19 protein-coding genes and 1 pseudogene are annotated in these 20,746 nt (G+C 55.1%); 13 read left to right on the top strand and 7 right to left on the bottom strand.

Translation table 11 applies throughout. The annotated features are described in order from the left end of the window. Position 1 precedes the first annotated feature (1 nt). The 3 genes from nirB to DK510_RS01355 are packed head-to-tail and all read left to right on the top strand — an operon-like array spanning position 2 to position 5,426. Positions 2–2,437, top strand: a complete 2,436-nt coding sequence (gene nirB / locus DK510_RS01365) for a nitrite reductase large subunit NirB (RefSeq protein ID WP_109310586.1) — start codon at positions 2–4, stop codon at positions 2,435–2,437. Beyond that, positions 2,434–2,766 carry a nitrite reductase small subunit NirD gene (gene nirD, locus DK510_RS01360; protein ID WP_109310585.1) on the top strand — a complete coding sequence of 111 codons (333 nt, stop codon included), beginning with the start codon at positions 2,434–2,436 and terminating at the stop codon, positions 2,764–2,766. The genes nirB and nirD overlap by 4 nt, the downstream gene beginning before the upstream one ends. After that, positions 2,766–5,426, top strand: a complete 2,661-nt coding sequence (locus DK510_RS01355; protein ID WP_109310584.1) for a nitrate reductase — start codon at positions 2,766–2,768, stop codon at positions 5,424–5,426. Before nirD ends, DK510_RS01355 begins: the two co-directional genes overlap by 1 nt. A gap of 416 nt (positions 5,427–5,842) precedes the next feature. Here the strand turns inward: DK510_RS01355 and DK510_RS01350 are convergent. Next, positions 5,843–6,364, bottom strand: a pseudogene (locus DK510_RS01350) (NAD(P)-dependent oxidoreductase); the annotation flags it as partial. Between the two features lie 59 nt (positions 6,365–6,423). On the opposite strand from DK510_RS01350, the gene DK510_RS01345 reads away from it, so the two are divergent. Together DK510_RS01345 and terL are read left to right on the top strand one after the other, a co-directional pair. Beyond that, the gene (locus DK510_RS01345) at positions 6,424–7,131 is read left to right on the top strand and encodes an IS6 family transposase (RefSeq protein ID WP_109310583.1); all 708 of its coding nucleotides are present in this window, start codon (positions 6,424–6,426) and stop codon (positions 7,129–7,131) included. A 63-nt stretch (positions 7,132–7,194) separates the two neighbouring features. Further along, entirely contained in the window at positions 7,195–8,139 is a 945-nt protein-coding gene (gene terL / locus DK510_RS01340) for a phage terminase large subunit (RefSeq protein ID WP_160116422.1), read from the top strand. Positions 8,140–8,384: 245 nt separating this feature from the next. On the opposite strand, the gene DK510_RS01335 is transcribed toward terL, so the two are convergent. From DK510_RS01335 to DK510_RS01315, 5 genes are all read right to left on the bottom strand, one after another. After that, complete coding sequence (locus DK510_RS01335) at positions 8,385–9,371, bottom strand: zinc-dependent alcohol dehydrogenase family protein (protein WP_109310581.1); 987 nt, start codon at positions 9,369–9,371, stop codon at positions 8,385–8,387. 41 nt (positions 9,372–9,412) lie between these two features. Next, positions 9,413–10,258, bottom strand: coding sequence for an enoyl-CoA hydratase/isomerase family protein (locus tag DK510_RS01330; protein ID WP_109310580.1), 846 nt, complete (start codon positions 10,256–10,258; stop codon positions 9,413–9,415). Positions 10,259–10,350: 92 nt separating this feature from the next. Further along, complete coding sequence (locus DK510_RS01325) at positions 10,351–11,139, bottom strand: SDR family NAD(P)-dependent oxidoreductase (protein WP_109310579.1); 789 nt, start codon at positions 11,137–11,139, stop codon at positions 10,351–10,353. Between the two features lie 12 nt (positions 11,140–11,151). Further along, the gene (locus tag DK510_RS01320; RefSeq protein ID WP_109310578.1) at positions 11,152–12,117 is read right to left on the bottom strand and encodes a TIGR03571 family LLM class oxidoreductase; all 966 of its coding nucleotides are present in this window, start codon (positions 12,115–12,117) and stop codon (positions 11,152–11,154) included. 28 nt (positions 12,118–12,145) lie between these two features. Further along, complete coding sequence (locus DK510_RS01315) at positions 12,146–12,505, bottom strand: hypothetical protein (RefSeq protein ID WP_160116421.1); 360 nt, start codon at positions 12,503–12,505, stop codon at positions 12,146–12,148. Between the two features lie 107 nt (positions 12,506–12,612). Between DK510_RS01315 and DK510_RS01310 the strand changes: the two genes are divergently transcribed. After that, positions 12,613–13,524, top strand: coding sequence for a LysR family transcriptional regulator (locus DK510_RS01310; protein WP_109310576.1), 912 nt, complete (start codon positions 12,613–12,615; stop codon positions 13,522–13,524). A 623-nt stretch (positions 13,525–14,147) separates the two neighbouring features. Next, a complete protein-coding gene (locus tag DK510_RS01305) occupies positions 14,148–14,666 on the top strand; it encodes a redoxin domain-containing protein (RefSeq protein ID WP_109310575.1) in 519 nt (172 codons plus the stop codon). Positions 14,667–14,690: 24 nt separating this feature from the next. On the opposite strand, the gene DK510_RS01300 is transcribed toward DK510_RS01305, so the two are convergent. Then, positions 14,691–15,410 carry a GntR family transcriptional regulator gene (locus DK510_RS01300; RefSeq protein ID WP_109310599.1) on the bottom strand — a complete coding sequence of 240 codons (720 nt, stop codon included), beginning with the start codon at positions 15,408–15,410 and terminating at the stop codon, positions 14,691–14,693. A 270-nt stretch (positions 15,411–15,680) separates the two neighbouring features. On the opposite strand from DK510_RS01300, the gene DK510_RS01295 reads away from it, so the two are divergent. The 6 genes from DK510_RS01295 to DK510_RS01270 all read left to right on the top strand — a co-directional run bounded on the left by DK510_RS01295 (position 15,681) and on the right by DK510_RS01270 (position 20,689). After that, positions 15,681–16,655 carry a TRAP transporter substrate-binding protein gene (locus tag DK510_RS01295; RefSeq protein ID WP_109310574.1) on the top strand — a complete coding sequence of 325 codons (975 nt, stop codon included), beginning with the start codon at positions 15,681–15,683 and terminating at the stop codon, positions 16,653–16,655. A gap of 76 nt (positions 16,656–16,731) precedes the next feature. Next, positions 16,732–17,265 carry a TRAP transporter small permease gene (locus DK510_RS01290; RefSeq protein ID WP_109310573.1) on the top strand — a complete coding sequence of 178 codons (534 nt, stop codon included), beginning with the start codon at positions 16,732–16,734 and terminating at the stop codon, positions 17,263–17,265. A 2-nt stretch (positions 17,266–17,267) separates the two neighbouring features. Beyond that, entirely contained in the window at positions 17,268–18,554 is a 1,287-nt protein-coding gene (locus tag DK510_RS01285) for a TRAP transporter large permease (protein WP_058272447.1), read from the top strand. 19 nt (positions 18,555–18,573) lie between these two features. Further along, entirely contained in the window at positions 18,574–18,993 is a 420-nt protein-coding gene (locus tag DK510_RS01280; RefSeq protein ID WP_109310572.1) for a heme-binding protein, read from the top strand. A 25-nt stretch (positions 18,994–19,018) separates the two neighbouring features. Beyond that, entirely contained in the window at positions 19,019–19,891 is an 873-nt protein-coding gene (locus DK510_RS01275; protein WP_109310571.1) for an NAD(P)-dependent oxidoreductase, read from the top strand. 54 nt (positions 19,892–19,945) lie between these two features. After that, positions 19,946–20,689, top strand: a complete 744-nt coding sequence (locus DK510_RS01270) for an SDR family NAD(P)-dependent oxidoreductase (RefSeq protein ID WP_109310570.1) — start codon at positions 19,946–19,948, stop codon at positions 20,687–20,689. The last annotated feature ends 57 nt before the right edge of the window (positions 20,690–20,746 follow it).

The raw sequence follows: 20,746 nt of genomic DNA, 5'->3' as shown, positions 1-20,746 counted from the left end.
CATGAAGCAAAGACTAGTTGTTATAGGCGCAGGCATGGCCTCGGGTCGGGTGCTGGAACACCTGACCGACGCCGCACCGGATGCGTTCGAAATCACCCTGTTCAACGCTGAGCCGCGCGGGAACTACAACCGCATCATGCTCAGCCCGGTTCTGTCGGGTGAGAAGACCTATGAAGAGATCGTCACCCATGACGACACTTGGTATGCCGAGCGGGGCATCTCCTGCCGCTTTGGAGAGAAGGTGGCTAAGATCGACCGTGAGATGAAGGTGGTCGAGGGCGAGAACGGACACGTTCCATACGACAAGCTGGTCGTCGCGACCGGGTCGAACCCGTTCATCATCCCTTTGCCGGGGCATGATCTGGATGGTGTGATCGCCTATCGCGATTTGGAAGACACGCAGCAGATGATGGGCATGGGTCCGGACAGCAAAGTCGTCGTAGTTGGCGGCGGATTGCTGGGGCTCGAGGCCGCCGCGGGGATGGCCGCGCATGGTGTTGACGTTACCGTCGTGCATATCATGGGCCACCTGATGGAGCGTCAGTTGGACGAGGCCGCAGGCTATCTGCTGAAGAAATCGCTGGAAGACAAAGGCATCAAGATCTGCCTGCAGGCGAATTCCAAGGAAGTTCTGGGGCAAGATGGCAAGGTCCGCGCTCTGTTGCTGGATGACGGGACCGAGCTGCCCTGTGATCTGCTCGTCATGGCCGTCGGCATCCGCCCCAACACGGCTATTGCTCAAGAGGCCGGTCTGGCCACCGGGCGCGGTATTCATGTGGATGACCAGATGCTGACGTCGGACCCGGATGTCTACGCCGTGGGCGAATGCGTCGAACATGACGGAGAGGTATTCGGCCTAGTTGCACCGCTCTACGATCAGGCGAAGGTGGCGGCGCAGTCGTTGCTGGCGGAAGACGCTGCATTCGCGCAGAAAACCTTCTCGACCAAGCTGAAGGTCACGGGCTGCGATCTGTTCAGTGCCGGCGATTTCGCTGACGGGCCGGGGCGTGAAGATATCGTGTTTCGCGACCCTTCGCGCGGCGTCTACAAGCGCCTCGTTATCGAAGAGGATCGGCTGGTTGGTGCTGTCATGTATGGCGACACCGCCGATGGCAGCTGGTTCTTCGGGTTGATAAAGGACGGCACCAGCATCGACGAGATGCGTGAGACGCTGATCTTCGGACCCGCCTATCAGGGAGGCGACACTGCGGACCCTCTCTCAGCCGTTGCAGCATTGCCGCCTGAGGCGGAGATTTGCGGCTGCAACGGCGTATGCAAAGGCGAGATTGTCGAGGCGATCAACGCAGGCGCCGACGATCTGGGCGCGGTTCGTGCAGGCACCAAGGCCAGTGCGTCCTGCGGCACCTGTACTGGACTGGTGGAACAGGTGTTGCAGGTGACGCTAGGCGACAACTTCCAGATGCCAACCGCGCGATCGATTTGCGGTTGTACGGATCTGACCCACGAAGACGTGCGCCGCCTGATCAAGGGGCAGGAGCTGAAAAGCCAGGCGGCTGTTTGGCAGGAACTCGGCTGGTCCACGCCTAACGGCTGCCATGTCTGCCGCCCGGCGATCAACTATTACCTGCTGGCGGATTGGCCACTGGACTATCAGGACGACCCACAAAGTCGGTTCGTCAACGAACGCAAACACGCCAACATCCAGAAAGACGGCACCTTCAGCGTTGTGCCGCGCATGTGGGGCGGCATCACCACCCCCGAAGAACTGCGCGCCATCGCAGATGCGGCCGACAAGTATGACGTGCCGACCGTCAAGGTCACGGGTGGGCAGCGGGTCGACCTGTTGGGGGTGAAGGGCGAGGACCTGCCTGCGATCTGGTCGGATCTGAACAAGGCCGGTCTGGTCTCGGGCCATGCCTATTCCAAGGGTCTGCGCACGGTCAAAACCTGTGTGGGCACCGATCATTGCCGGTTTGGCACGCAGGACAGCACCGGCCTCGGCATCAAGCTCGAGAAAACCCTTTGGGGGTCGTGGACGCCGCACAAGCTGAAGCTGGCGGTGTCCGGTTGCCCGCGCAACTGCGCCGAGGCGACGTGCAAGGATATTGGAGTGGTTTGCGTGGATTCAGGTTATCAGATCAGCATCGGCGGTGCCGCAGGCATGGACGTAAAAGAGACCCAACTGTTGTGTCAGGTCCCCACCGAAGACGACGCGATCGAGGTCGTGATGGCCGTCACCCAAGCCTACCGAGAGGGCGGCAAGTATCTGGATCGCCTGTATAAATGGTTGGGCAAGGTTGGCATGGACTGGGTCAAAGCTCAGGTCGTGGACGATCTTGAAAACCGCGCTGCTTTGGTCGCCCGGTTCGAACTGTCGCAAAGCATCTACCGCAAAGACCCATGGGCTGAACACGTCAAAGAAAAAGCGCAGACCTACGCGCCGATTGCAGATTTTACATTGGAGGCCGCGGAATGAGCTGGATCGACATCGGACATATTGATGAGGTGCCGGTGCGCGGAGCGCGTCTGGTGAAAACCCATATCGGCTGTATCGCCGTCTTCCGCACCGCCGAGGCGGAAGTATTCGCCGCGACCAACAGCTGTCCGCATAAGGGCGGCCCATTGTCCGAGGGCATCGTCCACGGCCAGTCAGTCACCTGCCCGCTACACAACTGGGTCTTTGACCTGAACACGGGCGAAGCTAAAGGCGCGGATGATGGCCGCATCACCACCTATCCGGTGCGTCTTGAAGACGGTCGTATCCTACTGGACGACAGCGCGGTTTCCCGGCGGAGCGCGGCCTGATGGACGGAAGTGGTCTGCCCGAAGTTCGCTCGACCTGCGCGTATTGCGGCGTTGGCTGCGGCTTGCTTCTGCGACCAGATGGAGTTGGAGGGCTGACTGTCCGGGGCGACCCGGATCATCCAGCGAACCATGGTCGTTTGTGCTCGAAAGGGTTGGCTTTGGGTGAAACCGTGGGGTTGGAACACCGGTTGCTGGCTCCTCGCGCCTTTGGTCAGGACACCAGCTGGGACAACGCGTTGCAACTGGTCGCAGACCGGTTCTCTGCCGCGATAGCTGAACACGGGCCGGACAGCGTCGCGTTTTACGTCTCGGGTCAGTTGCTGACCGAGGATTACTATGTCGCCAACAAACTGATGAAAGGCTTTATGGGCTCGGCGAATATCGACACCAACTCTCGGCTTTGTATGGCATCTACAGTGGCAGGGCAAAAACGCGCTTTCGGCACGGATACGGTGCCTGGAACCTATGAGGATCTGGATCAGGCTGACCTGGTTGTGCTGGTCGGCTCGAACCTCGCTTGGTGCCATCCTGTGCTCTATCAACGGGTCATAGCTGCGCGTCAGGCGCGCGGAACGAAGATTGTGGTTATTGATCCACGTCGAACAGCAAGCTGCGATCAAGCCGATCTCCATCTGGCGCTTCAACCGGGCAGCGACGTCGCATTGTTCAACCGCTTGTTGGCCAGAATTCACCAAACCGGGCATGTGTCAGCGGAATTTCTAGATCGCAGCGTTGGGTTCAATGAGGCCGTCGAGCTGGCACAGCTTGACGATCCTGATGAGACGGGGCTGAGCCCCGGTGAGATTGAAGCTTTCTGCGATCTATGGATCGGTACTGAGCGCGTTGTGACGATCTTTAGTCAGGGTGTGAACCAGTCTTCTAGCGGAACCGACAAGGTCAACGCGATACTGAACTGCCATTTGGCCACCGGACGGATCGGGCGCCCGGGGATGGGTCCGTTTTCAGTCACCGGTCAGCCAAACGCCATGGGTGGTCGAGAGGTGGGCGGCTTGGCCAACATGCTCGCCTGCCATTTGGATATCGAAAACAAAGCCCACAGAGCCGCTGTCCAGGAATTCTGGAAGGCACCCAACATGCCACAGAAGCAGGGGCTCAAAGCGGTTGACCTGTTTCGTGCTGTCGAAAGCGGCCAGATCAAAGCACTGTGGGTCATCCACACCAATCCGGCGGCCACTATGCCAGATGCAGACCGAGTGAAGGCGGCTATCGAGGGTTGTTCATTCACTGTTGTTAGCGACCTGACTGCCAGGACAGACACCGCGCGTGTCGCAGACATATTGCTGCCAGCTGCGGGGTGGGGAGAAAAAAGCGGTACAGTGACCAATTCAGACCGCACGATGAGTAGACAGCGCACCGTTTTGTCGCCTCCAGGACAAGCGCGCGCGGATTGGGATATTTTGGCCGAAGTGGGCTGCCGCATGGGCTGGACGGAAGCTTTCAGCTATGAGACCCCGGCACAGATTTTTCGAGAATACGCTAAGATGACTTCGCTCGCCGTGTCATTTGGCAAGGATTTGGATATTACAAGTTTTTCGGACATTGATGACGAAGACTATGAGGCGCTCAGCCCAACACGGTGGCCGACAACACCTCGTATATCAGATGGCCGTTTTTTCGGCGATGGGCAGTTTTTCCATCCTGATGGCAAAGCACGTTTTGTGCCCGTCGGGCATCGTCCACCAAAGGCAACGACTTCGGAACAGTACCCGTTTCTTTTGAACACCGGGCGAAACCGGGATCAGTGGCACACTATGACCCGATCGGGTCTGTCGCCGCGTCTTTCGGCCCATTTGGCTGAACCTTATGTAGAGGTGCATCCCAAAGACGTCCGTCGACTGGGTCTCGGCACCGCCGATCTAGTAGAATTACGCAGCCCGGTTGGCAGTGGCATCTTTCGTCTCCGCAGCGCCGACACGGTCGCGCCGGGTCAAGTGTTTGCGCCGATTCACTGGACAGGCGAAACCGCTCCATCAGCCCGTGTGGATGCGCTTGTTCCAGGTGTGACTGATCCGAATTCAGGACAACCGGAAAGCAAGTCAACAGTGGTCTCCCTGCGAGGTATGAACGCCGCCTGGTATGGTTTTGCCGTTTCAGCTGCTGCGGCGAGACCCGATGTTGAGTATTGGGCGACCGCCAAAACGACGAACGGGTACAGGATGGAGCTGGCGGGGAAAAAGCCTGTCGAAAACTGGGAAAAAACCGCGCGTGCTTGGTTTGGGTTACCCGACGCAGTGGCCACTTCAGTAGAAGACACCAAACGCGGCTCTTTCAGAATTGCTTTGTCAAACGGCCAAAACATCTTGGCGGCGCTTTTTGTCTCTCGTCAACCGATCACACTGATGCGGGATTATTTGGCAACTTTGCCTCAGGGCGAGCTCCAGCATGTCTTGTCCGGACGGTCATCAGCTATATCAGAAGACTGCGGACCAATTGTCTGTTCGTGTTTCGAGGTCGGACTAAAAACAATCATCGGCGCTATTGCCCAAAAGCGTTTGATTACTGTGGACGATATCGGAGACGTCCTTCATGCTGGAACGAACTGCGGTTCATGTCGGCCAGAGTTGGCAGACCTAATCAATGAGCATTCAAAGTCGAACCGCACTAGACTAAAGAATTGCCTGCAAGAACAATTGCGATAGGCTCGGGGTTTTCGAACAGGACTTCTGTCAGTTTTTGTTGGTTGCCAACGTGAGCGCGTATTCCAATTACACCGAAACCGCCGCTACATGGAGACTTTGAACGCGCGAGCGCAAAGCTGGGCCGAGGAATTCCCGGTGATGGGGGCGTTGGTGACGCTAAGCAGTTTCCGACTAACCAGCTACGACACTGGCCATTGATACCCACTGGTCAGACTGACGCGGTAGCGGCCGTTCATAAGAACGTGTGGAACGGCCGCTTTGTCTGCAAGGCAGACGTTCACGGAATTTTTCCGAATGACCGCACCGAGCCCAAAGCAGACGCACCAAATTATATTTTTTGGACAGGATTAGTCATAAGAACGGATTGCTTTAAAATTAATAAGTTGTTGGTGAACTCGTGCGCGCACTTTTGTGGTTCAGTCAAATGCTCGAAGTCTTTTTAGCAACGACGAGATATCCCATCGACCGCCGCCAAGTTTCTGAACGTCGTTGTAGAACTGATCTACCAACGCTGTCACGGGCAAGCTCGCACCATTTTCACTGGCAGTATCTAGGCAAATACCTAGGTCTTTGCGCATCCAGTCCACGGCAAACCCGTGGTCAAAATGGTCACCGAGCATGGTCTCGTATCTATTGTCCATCTGCCAGCTTCCGGCCGCCCCTTGGCTGATGACTTCGACAACAGCGCGACTATCGAGACCAGCTCTCTCTGCGAAGTGTAACGCTTCGCTCAATCCTTGAACCAAGCCAGCGATAGCGATTTGGTTGCTCATTTTTGTCAACTGTCCTGCACCGCTCGCCCCAATCCGACGACAAATTTTCGAGTATATATGCATGATGGGTTCAGCCGCGTCATACACAGGCTGGTCCCCGCCACACATAATCGACAGAACACCGTTTTCAGCGCCTGCCTGACCGCCCGATATTGGGGAGTCTAAAAGGTCTTGTCAGAAGAACTTGGGTTGAGGCGGGCAGGGTGCTCTCGTAGCCTTCGCGCATGATCAAACAATCGCCATTCAAGTGCTTCAAGACCAGTCCTGAGGTCATTCGCCTGGCAATCATGCTGTACGTTCGGTTCCCATTGTCGCTTCGGAATGTCGAAGACTTGTTGCACGAACGGGGAATTGAGGTGAGCCACGAAACCGTCCGATATTGGTGGAACAGGTTCGGCCCGATGTTTGCCTCCGAGATCAGACAAAAGCGAGTTCAGCAATTGCGAGCACACTCGAAATGGAAATGGCACGTCGACGAGGTCTTTGTGAAGGTGAATGGCAAGCGACACTATCTGTGGCGGGCTGTTGATCACGAGGGCGAGGTGCTGGAAGCCGTTGTCACCAAACGCCGAAAAAAAGCTGCAGCACTGAAATTCCTTAAGAAGTTGATGAAACGGCACGGTTGCGCCGAAGAGGTCGTGACCGACCGTTTTGCATCCTACAAAGCAGCGCTCAGAGATTTGGGTGCTCTCGAAAAACAACAGACGGGCAGGTGGCTCAACGACCGCTTTGAGAATTCGCACCTGCCTTTCCGGCGAAGAGAGCGCGCTATGCAACGTTTCAGGCGCATGCGAAGTTTGCAGAAATTCGCCTCCGTCCATTCCTCTGTCTACAACCACTTCAACCAGGAAAGATCGCTAGCCAGTCGAGACACCTTCAAGCTGACCCGCGCCGCCGCTCTTAGCGAGTGGCGTCAACTCTGTTCCGGATAGGTTCGCGGTTTCCGCGGTAAACTGAGACTGGTTCGAATTAGTCTGACAGCACCCCGGCAGAAGTTGCGTGACTTCTTCGACCAGACCCTATTCTCACGGCTGAACGACAAGCGCACGGACCGTATTGTCTCGATCCAGCAGCGATTGCACCCGGATGACTTCTCCGCCTACCTTTTGGAAAAGGACACGTTTGACCATCTTTGTTTGCCGTCGATCGCGGAGATCCCTGAAGAGATCTCGCTCTACAACAATCGTGTGCTGAAGCGTCGGCCAGGGGACTTGTTGAACCCAGAGCGGGAACCGCAGGAGGTTCTTGATCGGATCAAGGCCGACATAGGCAATTTTGCTTTCCAGGCACAGTATCAACAGAACCCCACAGACGGTGAAAACGAATTTCTCTCAATGTCCGATTTGCATCTGGTGGAAACCTTGCCGGACGAAAGCGTGTTTGTCCGGCGGGTCCAGAGCTGGGATACAGCGGCGAAGGATAGTTCGCGTTCGGACTTTACGGTGGGGCTGACCTTTGGTTGGCATGTGTATGAAGAAAGATGGTACTTACTCGACGTCTTTCGGGCTCGAACGAACCATACGGAGGTGCGGAACGCTGTTCTTCGATTGCGCAAGCAATGGCGCGCTGACAGAGTCCTGATCGAGTCCTCGGCGATGGGCATCCACCTTCTGGATGAATTGAAACGCACCGCAGCAGGTGTTTACATGCCCGTCAACTTTGTCACCGGCAAACTGGACCGCTTCATCCCACAGACCGACTGGATTAAATCTGGCAAGTTAGTCATCCCCACGGACAAGCCCTGGTTTGATGAGTTCCGCAGGGAACTGCTGGCGTTTCCGGATGCTCTCAAAGATGATCAGGTGGATGCTCTGACCCAGTTCGCCGAATACATGCGTCGAAGCCAAGGCACATACCTCGATACTGATCCTTACACCGGTCGCCGCCAAGGCAACTATCGACCCGAACGACTAAGAAGGGAAGACCGCATGCGGTTCTGACGCCACGCGAAAGCGCTTTCCAGCGGCCTGGGATTGGGTATCACGGCTTCGAACTCATACGTCAGCGATGAAGCGCAAAGCTGACGTTAGTGCTAATTGCAGCGAAGGTCTGCTCTGAGCCCAAAGTAACCTATGCTAGAGTTTGCACTAAAGTCTGCTAAGCACGGTTAGGCGACATCAATTGCAGCTCAAACTGAGTTGGTGCGCAAGGTCATCATACGCGCACCAACCCCGCCCGAATCAGATCATAGTTCCACAACGACTTTTCCGACCGCACCTCCATGCGTTAGATGCGCATAGGCGGCATCGACATTGCCCCACCCAAACTTCTGTTCGTCGACAATTGGCTTGAGCCTGCCAGAATCCACCAGATCCGCCAACGACCGCAAGATGTCTCCATGGGTTTGCCGCCCAACATCGTGCATCATTGGGATCAGCATGAAAACGACATGCAAAGACAGACCTTTGAAATGCGCAGGCGTCAAATCAATCTCGACCATCGCGACCGTTGAGGCGACATGGCCATTGAGCCTGGCGGCTTCGAACGAGTTCGTCATGTTCGGCCCGCCAACGCTATCAAACACCACATCGAAGCCCACGCCATCAGTATGCTCGGCAACATAGTCCTCGACTGTTTGCGTTGTAAAATCTAAGGGACGCGCACCAAGACCTTCGATCAAGGACAACTGATCTGCGCCGCGGCCTGTCGCGGACACGTTTGCGCCAAGATGACGGGCGATTTGAACCGCGACATGACCAACGCCACCTGCACCGCCCTGAACCAGAACAGTCTGCCCTTCGCCAACACCGGCGCGGGTTAAACCTTCGTAGGCCGTGATGCCGACGAGAGGTAGAGCGGCGGCTTCCCGCATGCCCAGAGTCTTGGGCTTATGTGCAATCAGGCGGGCATCTGCATTGATGTACTGTGCCAGAGAGCCGGGAAGGTCCATCAAACCACCGGCGCAGCCGAACACCTCATCGCCTATGGCAAAACCTGACACGCCTTCGCCAATTGCGATGACCGTGCCAGCAAAGTCCATACCAAGCACAGCCGGCAATTTGGGGGACAGGGGCAGGTCCGCGCCCATGCTGTGGATCATTGTATCAACGGTATTGACGCTAGTCGCGACCACTTTGACGACCACATGCCCAGGTGTCGCGACCGGATCGGGCACTTCACCAAGCTCGAACGGTGCATCGGGTCCGTAGGTATTCAAAACCATTGCTTTCATTGGGGTATTCCTTTTCTTCCGTGATGATTGGGTTCGGGGGATCAGTTGATGTCCTGCACCTGCATCACCAGATCGCCCCACTTGCGCTGGTTTTCGATGTCGTGTTCCAGACCTTGTTCATCTGCGATGGTGAACCGTTTGACCGCCGGAGTTTTGCTGGTGGCCTGATAGAGCCAATAGGCTTCGGCCTTCAGCGCCTCATCAATCGGTTTGTCGATGGATTCATAAACCATCTGTTTGCAGGCATTGATCGACTCTGCAGGGAATTGTGCGATCCGTTCGGCAAGTGCGGTCACATACGGGCCGATTTCATCCGGCTCCAGAGCCTTGTTGATGGTGCCCAAACGCTCTGCATCATCCGCGTCGTAGTCTTGCGCGCTCAGGATGATCTCAAGCGCTTTTCCAAGGCCGGTCTGACGCGCCATGCGCGAGGCGCCGCCGCCGCAGGGCAGGATACCCATGCCAACTTCCATCTGCATGAACTTATACTTTCCCCGCGCTGCAAAGCGCATGTCGAGGGCCAACGCCAATTCGTGCCCACCACCACGTGCAAACCCTTCCAGCTTTGCGATGGTTGCCTGCGGCACCTTACTGATCCGCTCGCAGACGGATTGCAGGTCCAAAAGCTGGGCGTCCTCGCGGGACACGGCCTCAGTCGACATGTCCTTGAGCAGGTCGGTGTCGTAGTGGCAGACCCAGATTTCCGGATTGGCAGATTGAAAGACTACGACCTTGGTATCGCGATCACGCTCCAGCCGCATGGCCAGACTGTTGAGATCTGCCAGCATTTCCTGGCCCTGCACATTCACGGAGCCAAAGTTGAATGTCACTGTAGCGATTCCGTTCTCAACAGCTACGTCAAAGGTTTGAAAGTTCTCGTATTTCATCAGGCAGTCCTTTCTTGGGCCTCAACGCGGCATGCGCGAGGGTCAGGGGAGAGTTAATGGTGGAAGTACGAGGCGCTTTCGCGCCGCGTTGGTCAGGCAGTCTGGCTGATCAAGCCTTTAATTGTGTTCATGACGTCGGCAACGTGACCTTTGTCCAGTGCCGCAGCATGCGGATTTGCGAAGGCCCCACTATCATTGTCGAAATATGCACCCGACGCACCAGCGAACCGCTCACCCAACGCCGCATCAACAAGAATATCAGCACCTATGCTCATGTCGTTCCCGGCAACGCCGAAGCCCTCTTTCACCATTTTTGAGGCCAATAGTGATCCGGGATTTACAGCGACCATAACCGGTGCCTCGGTTTGCGATCTCGCCCATTCCCGGGTCCAGATGGTGATGGCAAGCTTGCTTTGAGCATAGGCTTCCATATCCGCAAGCGGAACATTGCCCTGCATGGCCCAGATGTTCACCGGGGCCTGCGCCGCCGATGACAAGTTCACGACGCGCCCGTCAGCAGGAATGATAGGCAGCAGCAACTCGGTCAGCAAATACGGAGCGAGGGTGTTGACGGCAAAGCGGATATCCTGCCCATTCTCAAGCACGGTTTGCGGGGCTTTCAGTACACCTGCGTTGTTGATCAATACATCCAACCTGTCATGTTCGGCCCGTATGCTTTCGGCCAGTTTTCGAACCGCAGACAGATCGCTCAGATCAGCGGCATAGGTTCGGACATCACCTCCGACGGCGGCAGCTGCGCTCTCCAATTTGGGTACACTGCGACCATGCAAAAGCACTTTGTACCCATCGGCGGCCAGCTTCTTTGCTGTGAGCAAGCCAATGCCGTCGGTCGAGCCTGTGATGAGAATAGTTTTGGTCATCGGTCTGATCCTTTAGGAAAAGTCAGGCAGCAAAGTGTCTGCCAGGTGTTCGAGGGTTGAATCGATGGATGCTTGATTGAACCGAAGGTTCAGGGCGACGTGATTGACCCCGAGCGTTTCAACCTCGCGCAGATAGCTGCGAAGGAAATCGGTGCCAGACTGAAACCCAAGATGGATCGGATGCGGAGGCGCAGCGGGGTCGGCAACGACATCGACATAGAGCGATTGCATAACAGGCTTATCCGGTTCGCCCGCTGCTTTCACGCGTCGCCGGTAGTCTGCGATGACTTGGCCCTGAGCCACCGCGTTGCGAGGATAGGTCATCCAACCGTCCCCGTTCTGCGCTACCCAATCGGGTGATTGCTTGCTACCACCGGTGATGAGCATCGGCAGTCGTGTGCCATGCGGCTTTGGCAATAGGTCAATACCGCCAGACAGCGTGCCCTGAGCGCTATCATACTTGGGATAGGCCGTTCCAACCGCGCGAATGTAGTCAATGCTGTCGCGGAAACGTGCCCCTCGGTCGTCAAAGCTGTGGTTCATCGCCGGGTACTCCTCGGAGCGGTCACCTGAAGCAACGCCCAACAGTAACCGACCACTCGAGAGCATATCTGCGGTCGCCGCTGCCTTGGCCACATGCGCGGGGTGACGCAATGGCAGGATGACACTCGACGTTCCAAGCGCAATCCGGTCTGTCACTGTTGCCAGAGCCCCCAGATAGACAAATGGATCGTAAACTTGTCCGGGATCACCAAAGCTTGGAACATTAAACGGCACGTCGCGCAACCAAAGTGCTGCAAACCCAAGTTCCTCGGCTTTCTGAGCCGCTTTCAGGTGTCCCCGTAGCGTCGGCTCTGCGTCGACGGCATAGGCTTCGAGAGGCAACACAAGGCCAACGCTCAGTCGTCCGGGACGGAACACCCGGTTGTAGGCCACGTTGATCTGGGCAAACTCAGTAGGCTGCACTTTATCCAACATCTCTGGGTTCCTTTAGTAGAGCACCAAGTTACGGCATCTCGATGCTTTTGCGCGTTGCATGGGAGTCATCCGTCCGACCAGTGTGATCAAAAACTACAACCTCGCGCATGCCCAGCCTGTCCGACAGCGTCGCTGTCAGCTCAGCATCGTATACCGGTTTCCAAGCCTCTCCGGCAAAATCCCGAGCCTGCGTTTCCAACGAAATGAATTCAACAGACCCAGAGGCAAATGCAACTGTGTTGGTAGTCGCGCGGGTATCTTCCAGTGCAACAGCCGCGGAGGTCAGTTCGGGAGACACCAGGTTAGCAGCAGTCCTGCCTGCAACTAGCTCAAAAGCTTGCCGATAGGGTTTGTGAACGTGGTAGTTGACTGTGGCTGTCCGCGCCATTTGCGCCTCCTTCGCATGCTTCATTGCATCGATGAGAGGGATTTAACGTCAATCCAATTGCATATAAACTACCTATTCACGGATTGATAATTCGGGTTTGCTACATAATGGGACTTGATACAGACGCGCTGCGATTATTTGTAAGAGCGGCAGAAATGTTGAACATCAGCGCGGCGGGGCGCGCATTTGGAATGGCCCCGGCCGTCTCAAGCGCAAAGCTCGCCAAGTTAGAGCAGAGCTTGGGTTCCGAACTGCTGCATCGCACAACACGCAAAGTGTCGCTGTCAGTTGAAGGTGCCGATTTCCTGCCTTTCGCCCGAGAAATCATCGCGCAGGAAGAGGCCGCACTTGCGGCTCTGGGCAAGCAGAAAACAACCATCAAGGGCACGTTGCGCTTCGCTGCGCCAAGCAGTTTTGCACAGCTCTACATTGCGCCAATCCTGCCTAAGTTCCTTGAACAGCACCCCGACCTCACAATAGATCTGCGTCTGTCGGATGTGCAGTTCGACCTGATCGAAGGAAGCTATGATCTGGCACTCAGGAACGCGCCACTTGTCGACAGCAGCCTTAAGGGTCGCAAACTGGCTGATGACCAGCGTATTCTTTGTGCCGCGCCGCACTACCTCGACACGCACGGCGTTCTCGATACACCAGCCGATTTGACAAACCACCATCTGATCGCTTTCCAAAACCGACAACCGCGACCACTGACAGGACCGGCAGGCGAGAACGCCATTTTCGATCCCGCATCAGCCAAAGGTCAATTGATTATCGATGACGGTCAATGCCAGGTTCACGCCACATTAGCCGGAGCCGGTATTTCCTTGAACGCTCTATGGAGCGTGCACGATCAACTAAAATCAGGCCGATTGATACGGGTTCTCCCAAACTTTGAGGCCAGCGAAGACAATGTCTTGTGGTTGATCTATCCCAAGTCCAACGTGCTGTCCCCCAAAGTGCGGGTGTTCATGGATTTTCTGGTCGCTGAGATTGGCACAAAGCCTCCTTGGGACACATGAGTGCAAAATAGGTCAAGCGCGCTTTCAGACATCCTGACGCCAAGGTCAGAAACAGCCGCTAAGCGGACATGCCTTGTTTAATCGCGAAAGTCTGGTTGTTCACGCACAGCGGAAGTAGACCGGTTTTCCGTAAGTGTCCGCTTTTGGTGAAAGCAGTCGTTCAGGACAAAAACTTCGAATTTCCGGTCGTGAACGGCAGCTCAACGCGTCAAAGCTGCCGTTTGAGAGAATCGGTCCAATGAATGCGGTGAGCCTAAAGTTACAGTTAAGTAGTAACGGTGACTTTGTGGGTTTCACCAGGCAGATCGTTTGATCGTTCTGTTCTCGATTGTAAAGGTTTCTTGGGAGCTACAGGTGATCAGGTCGCGTTGAGTTCAATACAGGTACGCTGGTTGCGCTCACACCTGTTGCGGCATTAGAAGCCCGGCTGCAATGAGGGCCGTAGAGTGACGGCGAGTAGGTATCGTTGATTCCTCGTTAACCAACGGCGATCTTAGACCGAGCGTGCCTTTCAAGCACCGAATGATACCGCGATCTGGGTTTCAATCGTTGCCTTGACGTGACATGAAATAAGCTAACGGTATCTGCGCCAAGCCATGATTTACGGAGCAAAGGAAAAACTTATGACCTCAGCCAAACCAAATGTCGGCGCGCAAATCGAGCAAATGTACATTTCAAAGCTAGGGTCTGAGGACAAGGCCGCGATCGGTCAACAAAAAGACCGCTGGACCATGTTGTTTGTTTATCGAGGCAAGCATTGTCCTCGCTGCAAGCGCTTCTTGAACAAGTTGAATGCGGCGCTGTCAGCATGGGCTGACGTTATGGACGTTATCGTTGTCTCTGCCGACACCAAAGAAAAAGCTGCGGCAGACAAAGCAGAATTCGGCTGGGATTTTGATCTTTGCTATGGAATGACCGAAGCGCAAATGCGCTCGCTTGGTCTTTATGTGTCATCACCTCTGTCTGATGCAGAAACGACGGGTCTATTCGCCGAACCTGGTGCGTTTGGTATCCGTCCGAACGGGACGCTGATGCTGGTCGATATCTCAAACGGCCCGGCGGCACGCCCCGATTTGGAAGAGCTTTTGGACGGCATGAAATTCAATATCGATAATGACCGACCGGAACGAGGAACAGCCTGAGACCACCAGATCGCCCGGCCTCGGTTACTCGAAGTAGCCGGGGTGCGTCTTGTGAATGAATTCGATGGTTTCGTCGAGGCGGGACAGATGCTTTCTGACAGAGGCTTGCGCTTGGTCATGGTCTCCTGCCGCCATAGCCTTTGCAATTTCTCGGTGATCGGCGAGGATGGCGTCTGCGGCACTGCCCTTTTCAAGGCTGAGCATACAAAGCCGGTCAACCTTTTGCTTTGATTCCAGCATTACGTCAAATGCCATGGGATTGCCGCTGAGCACGTAGATCAGTTTGTGAAAATCATAGTCCAGCGCGTGAAACGCCGATAGATCACCGTCATTGATCGCCTGCTCTTGCAAGGCGAGGTTTTCTGCAAGCTTTGCTTCACGTGTTGCGTCCCAGACTTCCATTGCTCGATGGATAATCTCCAGCTCCACCGCCATTCGAACCAATCGAGCGAGAGCCACACGCTCCATAGAAAATCCTCGAACTACGGTCGCCTTTTGTGGTCGTATTAAGAGCAGATCTTCGTTGCCGAGCCTTGTGAATGCGTTGCGAACAGGTTGGCGTGATACGCCGAATCGGCTGGCTACCTCAGTTTCGGATAGTTTTGTACCGGGAAGAATTTCAAGCGAAACGATCTCGTCGTGTAGCGCTTCATAGACCGCATCGGTTGTGGTTCGTCTGACAAAATCTTCCACGGTGTGTTGCTTGCGCCCTCTATCTTGGTCACGTTTCAAAATACCGGTCATCATTAATACATTGAAATCAATATGATATTTTATTGACTTCTGCTTGAGTGAACCAATGTATGCCTTTCACCTATCAAATGCCCTGCGCTTTCGACTGTCAAGCAATCTGACATACTAGATGCTCACCGTTGACAGAACTTGGATACTAGTGTCCCTATAGTGACAGCAGCGATTCTGGTTCTTGGGGGAAATCGAAAGCTATGTTGCTTACGGTCTCTGAATTTCCATGAAAGCCAAATCCTGTCCAAAATTAATCGGGGAGGAGAACCCATGACTTTCACGAAATCGTTCTTTGCGACTGCGACCGCTGTGGCACTCATTGCAACGTCTGCTTCAGCCGACACCTGGCGCGCCTGGAACATCCACAACGACGGCCATCCCAACACGGCTGCGATGGACAAGTTTGCCGAACTGGTTGACGCTGCTACAGACGGCGAGGTTACCGTCGATGTATTCCACGGTGGTGTTCTTGGTTCGCAACCGGATGCCCTTGAACAGGTTCGTATCGGCGCAATCGAGGTCGGTAACTTCAACCTCGGTCCCATTGGCCCAATGGTGAAAGAAGCCAACCTTGTATCGCTTCCTTTCATCTTCAAAGATGTGCCGCACATGTTCCGCGTGCTGGACGGTGACGCCGGTGAGGTTGTTTCAGCTGCGATGGGTGAAGCAGGCGTACTGCCACTGGCATGGTTTGATGCCGGTGCGCGTTCCTTCTACAGCCAAAAGCCGATCAACACGCCCGCAGATGTCGAAGGTCTGAAAATCCGTGTGATGAACAACGATCTTTATACATCGATGATTTCAGCTATGGGCGGGAACCCGTCTCCAATGGCTTTCTCCGAAGTTCAGCAAGCGCTGAAAACCGGCGTTGTTGATGGTGCGGAAAACAACTTCCCGTCGTTCAAAAATGTCGGTCACTATGAAGTGACCACAAATTATTCTTTGTCCGAGCACCTTATTATCCCCGAATGCATCTGCGTGAACACGGCCAAATTCAATGCGCTGTCTCCTGAGCTGCAGGCCGCTGTGCGCGGTGCAGCAGAAGAAGCCGCATTGGTCCAGCGTGAGCTTTGGGCAGTTGGCTCTGAGCAAGCGCGTAAAGATGTTGAAGCGGCTGGCATCACGGTCAACGAAATCGCCGACAAAGGCCCATTCCAGTCCGCAATGGATTCGGTTTATGCAGACTACTTGGCTGCAAATCCTGACATGAAAGCATTGGTGGAAATGGCGCAAGCCACTGAATAAGTTGTATTAACAGTTCAACTTTGAGCGCCCGGCTCCGCCAATTGGATGCCGGGCGTTTTGTCTCAGAGGAAATCCAATGCAAGAGCCCGATACCCCACCTGCCGCCATACGCAACATGGACAGGATTCTTGATCTGCTTGCACGAGCTTGCATGTTGCTGTCTGGCGTCGCCATTGTTGTAATGACAGCGATCTTTGCCTGGCTGGTATTTGGCCGCTACGTTCTGAACAACACGCCCACTTGGGTCGAGCAGGTTTCACTGCTGTTGGTCATGGTCATCGCGTTCCTCGGTGCGGCCGCGGGCGTGCACAATCACACGCACCTCTCTGTTGTCGTGTTCCGCAATATAGTTCCGCCCTCTGTGCGAACGGTTTTTGTCGTGGTCTCTGATGTCCTGATGGCAGGTTTCGGTGGCATGATGTTTTGGTACGGAATCGAGTTGACCAAATTCAAATGGAACACCCTGATCCCGCTCATCCAATGGTCAGAGGGCTTGCGTTCCTTGCCACTGACAATCAGCGGCGCGTTGGTGTTCCTTTTTTCCACTGGCCATCTGATCCGCCTGTTTCTGGGCCGAGACGAACGCCAAGACAACATAGATCAGGGATAGTCATGGGACTCATGATTCTGTTGGGGGTTTTTGCCCTATGTGTCATCATAGGCGCTCCAGTGGCATACGCCCTTGGTATCGCTGCATTGGCTTCCTTTTGGTTTGAAGGATTGCCGCTGTTTGTTGGATTCCAGCGTATCGTGTCGGGGATCAACGTCTTTTCCCTAATGGCAATCCCGTTCTTCATCTTTGCGGGCGAGCTGATGTTTCACGGTGGTATCGCGATCCGGTTGGTTCGGTTCGCGCAGGCCGCCGTAGGCGCTGTGCGCGGTGGGCTTGGCATCGTCAATGTCTTCTCGTCCATGTTGTTTGGTGGCATTTCCGGATCGGCAATTGCCGATATCTCGGCGCTTGGGTCGATCCTGATCCCGGTAATGAAAGACAAGGGTTATGATGCCGACTATGCGGTGAACGTCACAGTGACGTCATCAATTGCCGGGATCATCATTCCGCCCAGCCACAACATGATCATCTTTGCCCTTGCAACGGGCGGTGCTGTTTCAATCTCAAAACTGTTTCTGGCTGGCGTTGTGCCCGGCGTCCTTATGTGTTGCTGCCTTGCAATTGCAGCGTACGTCGTAGCGGTCAAGCGTGGCTATCAGGCCGAGCAGTTTCCAGGTTGGACCGCACTTGCCATTGCTTTTGTGGGTTCGATTCCGGGTCTATTGACGGCCGTGATTATTGTCGGAGGGGTATTGTCAGGCGTCTTTACGGTGACTGAATCCGGCGCATTCGGGGCAATGTATGCCTTTGTCGTGACGCTTGTTGTCTATCGTAGCCTGTCCTGGGAAAACTTTAAAACTGCCGTTATCTCTTCGGTGCGCACAACTTCTATGGTGATGATCCTGATCGCCTGTGCCGGTGCTTTTGCCTATATGCTGACGTTCAACCGGGTGCCGACGAAAACGGTCGAATTCCTATTGGGTATCACAGAAAACCCGATCCTGATCTTGTTAATGATCAATGCTGTCCTGTTGCTTTTGGGGATGATCATGGACATGGCCGCGCTCATCCTTATCTGCACGCCGATCTTCTTGCCGGTGATGAACATGCTGGGTATCGACCCGCTGCAGTTCGGTATGATCCTTTTGGTGAACCTCGGTCTTGGTCTTTGCACGCCACCTGTCGGAACCTGTCTCTTTGTGGGATGTGCGGTTGGAAAGTTACCGATGGAGAAGGCGGTCAAAACGATTTGGCCTTTCTACCTCGCCATTTTTGCAGCGCTCATGCTGATCACTTTTGTACCGGCAATTTCATTGACGCTGCCGAACCTGATCATTGGCCCGTAAATCAAAGGAGAATGTGGCGATGCTGACAATAAAGCGCCTGGACATCAACGACGCGGGAAAGTTGATCGCAGGAGCGCGAGCAAAAGCGCAGGAAATCGGCGTGCCGATGTGTATTGCCGTCACAGACGAAAGCGGCAACCTCATCGCGTTTGAGCGCATGGACGGCGGCAAGATCACCAGCATCAACCTAGCCATCGACAAGAGCTTCACCGCAACCGGCATCCAAAAAGGTACGGACGCCCTTGGTGAAGCTAATCAGCCGGGTATGGCCGCACATGGAATATCTTCATCGTTGGGAGGGCGCATGGTGACCGTTGCAGGTGGCCTCCCTGTGACGATTGACGGGCAGGTGGTCGGCGGGATCGGAGTGAGCTCGGGCTCACCAGCCCAGGACCTCGAAGTCGCTCAGGCAGCGGTCACGGCGCTCTGCGAAGTCTAATCAGAAAGAGTGTAAGGAGTCAGATATGGCAAAACCCGTCATCGGTTTCATCGGCCTCGGTCTCATGGGCGGCAACATGGCAGAATGCCTGCAAAACAACGGTTTCGATCTGGTTGTCATGGGTCGCAACAGGGAGGCAGTGGCCGCCACAGTCAACCGCGGCGCTGTGGAGGTTAAGACGCCACGAGAGCTTGCTGCGAGCAGCGATATCGTGATGCTTTGCGTAACGACATCGGAAGTCGTCGAAAGCCTGATCTATGGCGATGACGGCATCCTGGCGGGCATCAAGGACAGTGCCGTGGTCATTGACTTTGGCACCTCGATCCCAGCGTCCACTCGCAAAATCGGCGCAGACTTGGCCGCAAAAGGTGCTGGTATGATTGATGCGCCGCTGGGACGCACACCCGCGCACGCCAAGGATGGTTTGCTGAACATTATGGCAGCGGGCGATATAGCCACCTTTGAGAAGGTGAAACCTGTCCTGGATGTACTGGGGGAAAATGTCTTTCACCTCGGCGAACTGGGTGCGGGCCATGTGACCAAGCTCATAAACAATTTTATGGGTATGACGACGGCTTGCACCATGAGCCAAGCCTTTGCTGTGGCTGAACGCTCAGGGGTAAACAAACAGCAGCTTTTTGACATCATGTCAGCTGGACCGTCCAATTCCCCCTTTATGCAGTTTTGTAAGAACTACGCGGTGGATGGTGTCAGCGATTTGGGGTTTTCGATTAACAACGCCAACAAGGATCTTGGTTACTTCCTGAAGCTGGCCGAGGACGTGGGCACTCGTGCCGAGATCGCTGAAGGAACCGCGAACAACCTTCAGGCAGCCGCGGACGCAGGCATGGGCGACGGCAACGTGCCGGAAATCTTCGACTATTTTGCCAAGCTTTAGCGTCAGATCCATCAGTCACGCATAGCAGCACCAATTGAACGGGAAAGAGCAACCATGAGACTTCAGGGAAAGACCGCAATTGTCACGGGTGGTGGCCGCGATATCGGGCGCGCCTGCGCTGTCAAACTCGCCTCCGAAGGGGTGAATGTCGCGGTGAACTACTTCGCCAGTAGTGCTGGCGCCGAGGAAACCGTAGTTGAGATCAAAAAGATCGGTGGACAGGCGTTTGCAATGCAAGGCGACCTGAACAAACCCGAAGAGGTCGATGCGTTGATCGCCAAGACGGTCGATACCTATGGCAGCCTGGACATTCTGGTGAACAATGCCGGAGGTTTGATTGCGCGCAAGAAAATCACCGAGATGTCGCTTGAGCATTGGCAGGCTGTCATGGATCTCAACCTGACCAGCACGTTTCTTATGGTCAAAGCGGCACTGCTGCATATGAAATCCGGGGCCATTGTAAACATCGCCAGTCAGGCGGGTCGCGACGGCGGCGGCCCGGGTGCGTCGGCTTACGCAACATCAAAGGGTGCTGTGATGACATTTACCCGCAGTCTCGCAAAAGAACTGGGCCCTGACATTCGTGTTAATGCAATCTGCCCAGGTATGATCGACACGGATTTCCATAACATCCACACTCCCGACGCAGGTCGTCGGGGGTTAGAAGCTGCTGCGCCACTCAAGCGGCAAGGCCGGTCTCAGGATGTTGCGAACCTCGTGGTGTTTCTAGCAAGCAAGGACGCGGCTTATATGACCGGAACCAATGTCGACATCAATGGTGGGATGCTGTTCTCGTGACCAAGGCAGAACAGGTCACCTAATTGTCGAACGCTACCGTTTGTCAAACTTCGAAGT

The sequence above is a fragment of the Ruegeria sp. AU67 genome (assembly GCF_900312795.1).
Lineage (GTDB): Bacteria > Pseudomonadota > Alphaproteobacteria > Rhodobacterales > Rhodobacteraceae > Ruegeria > Ruegeria atlantica.
Note: the sequence above shows the minus strand (reverse complement) of the source record. Positions and strands in the feature narration are given on the sequence as shown.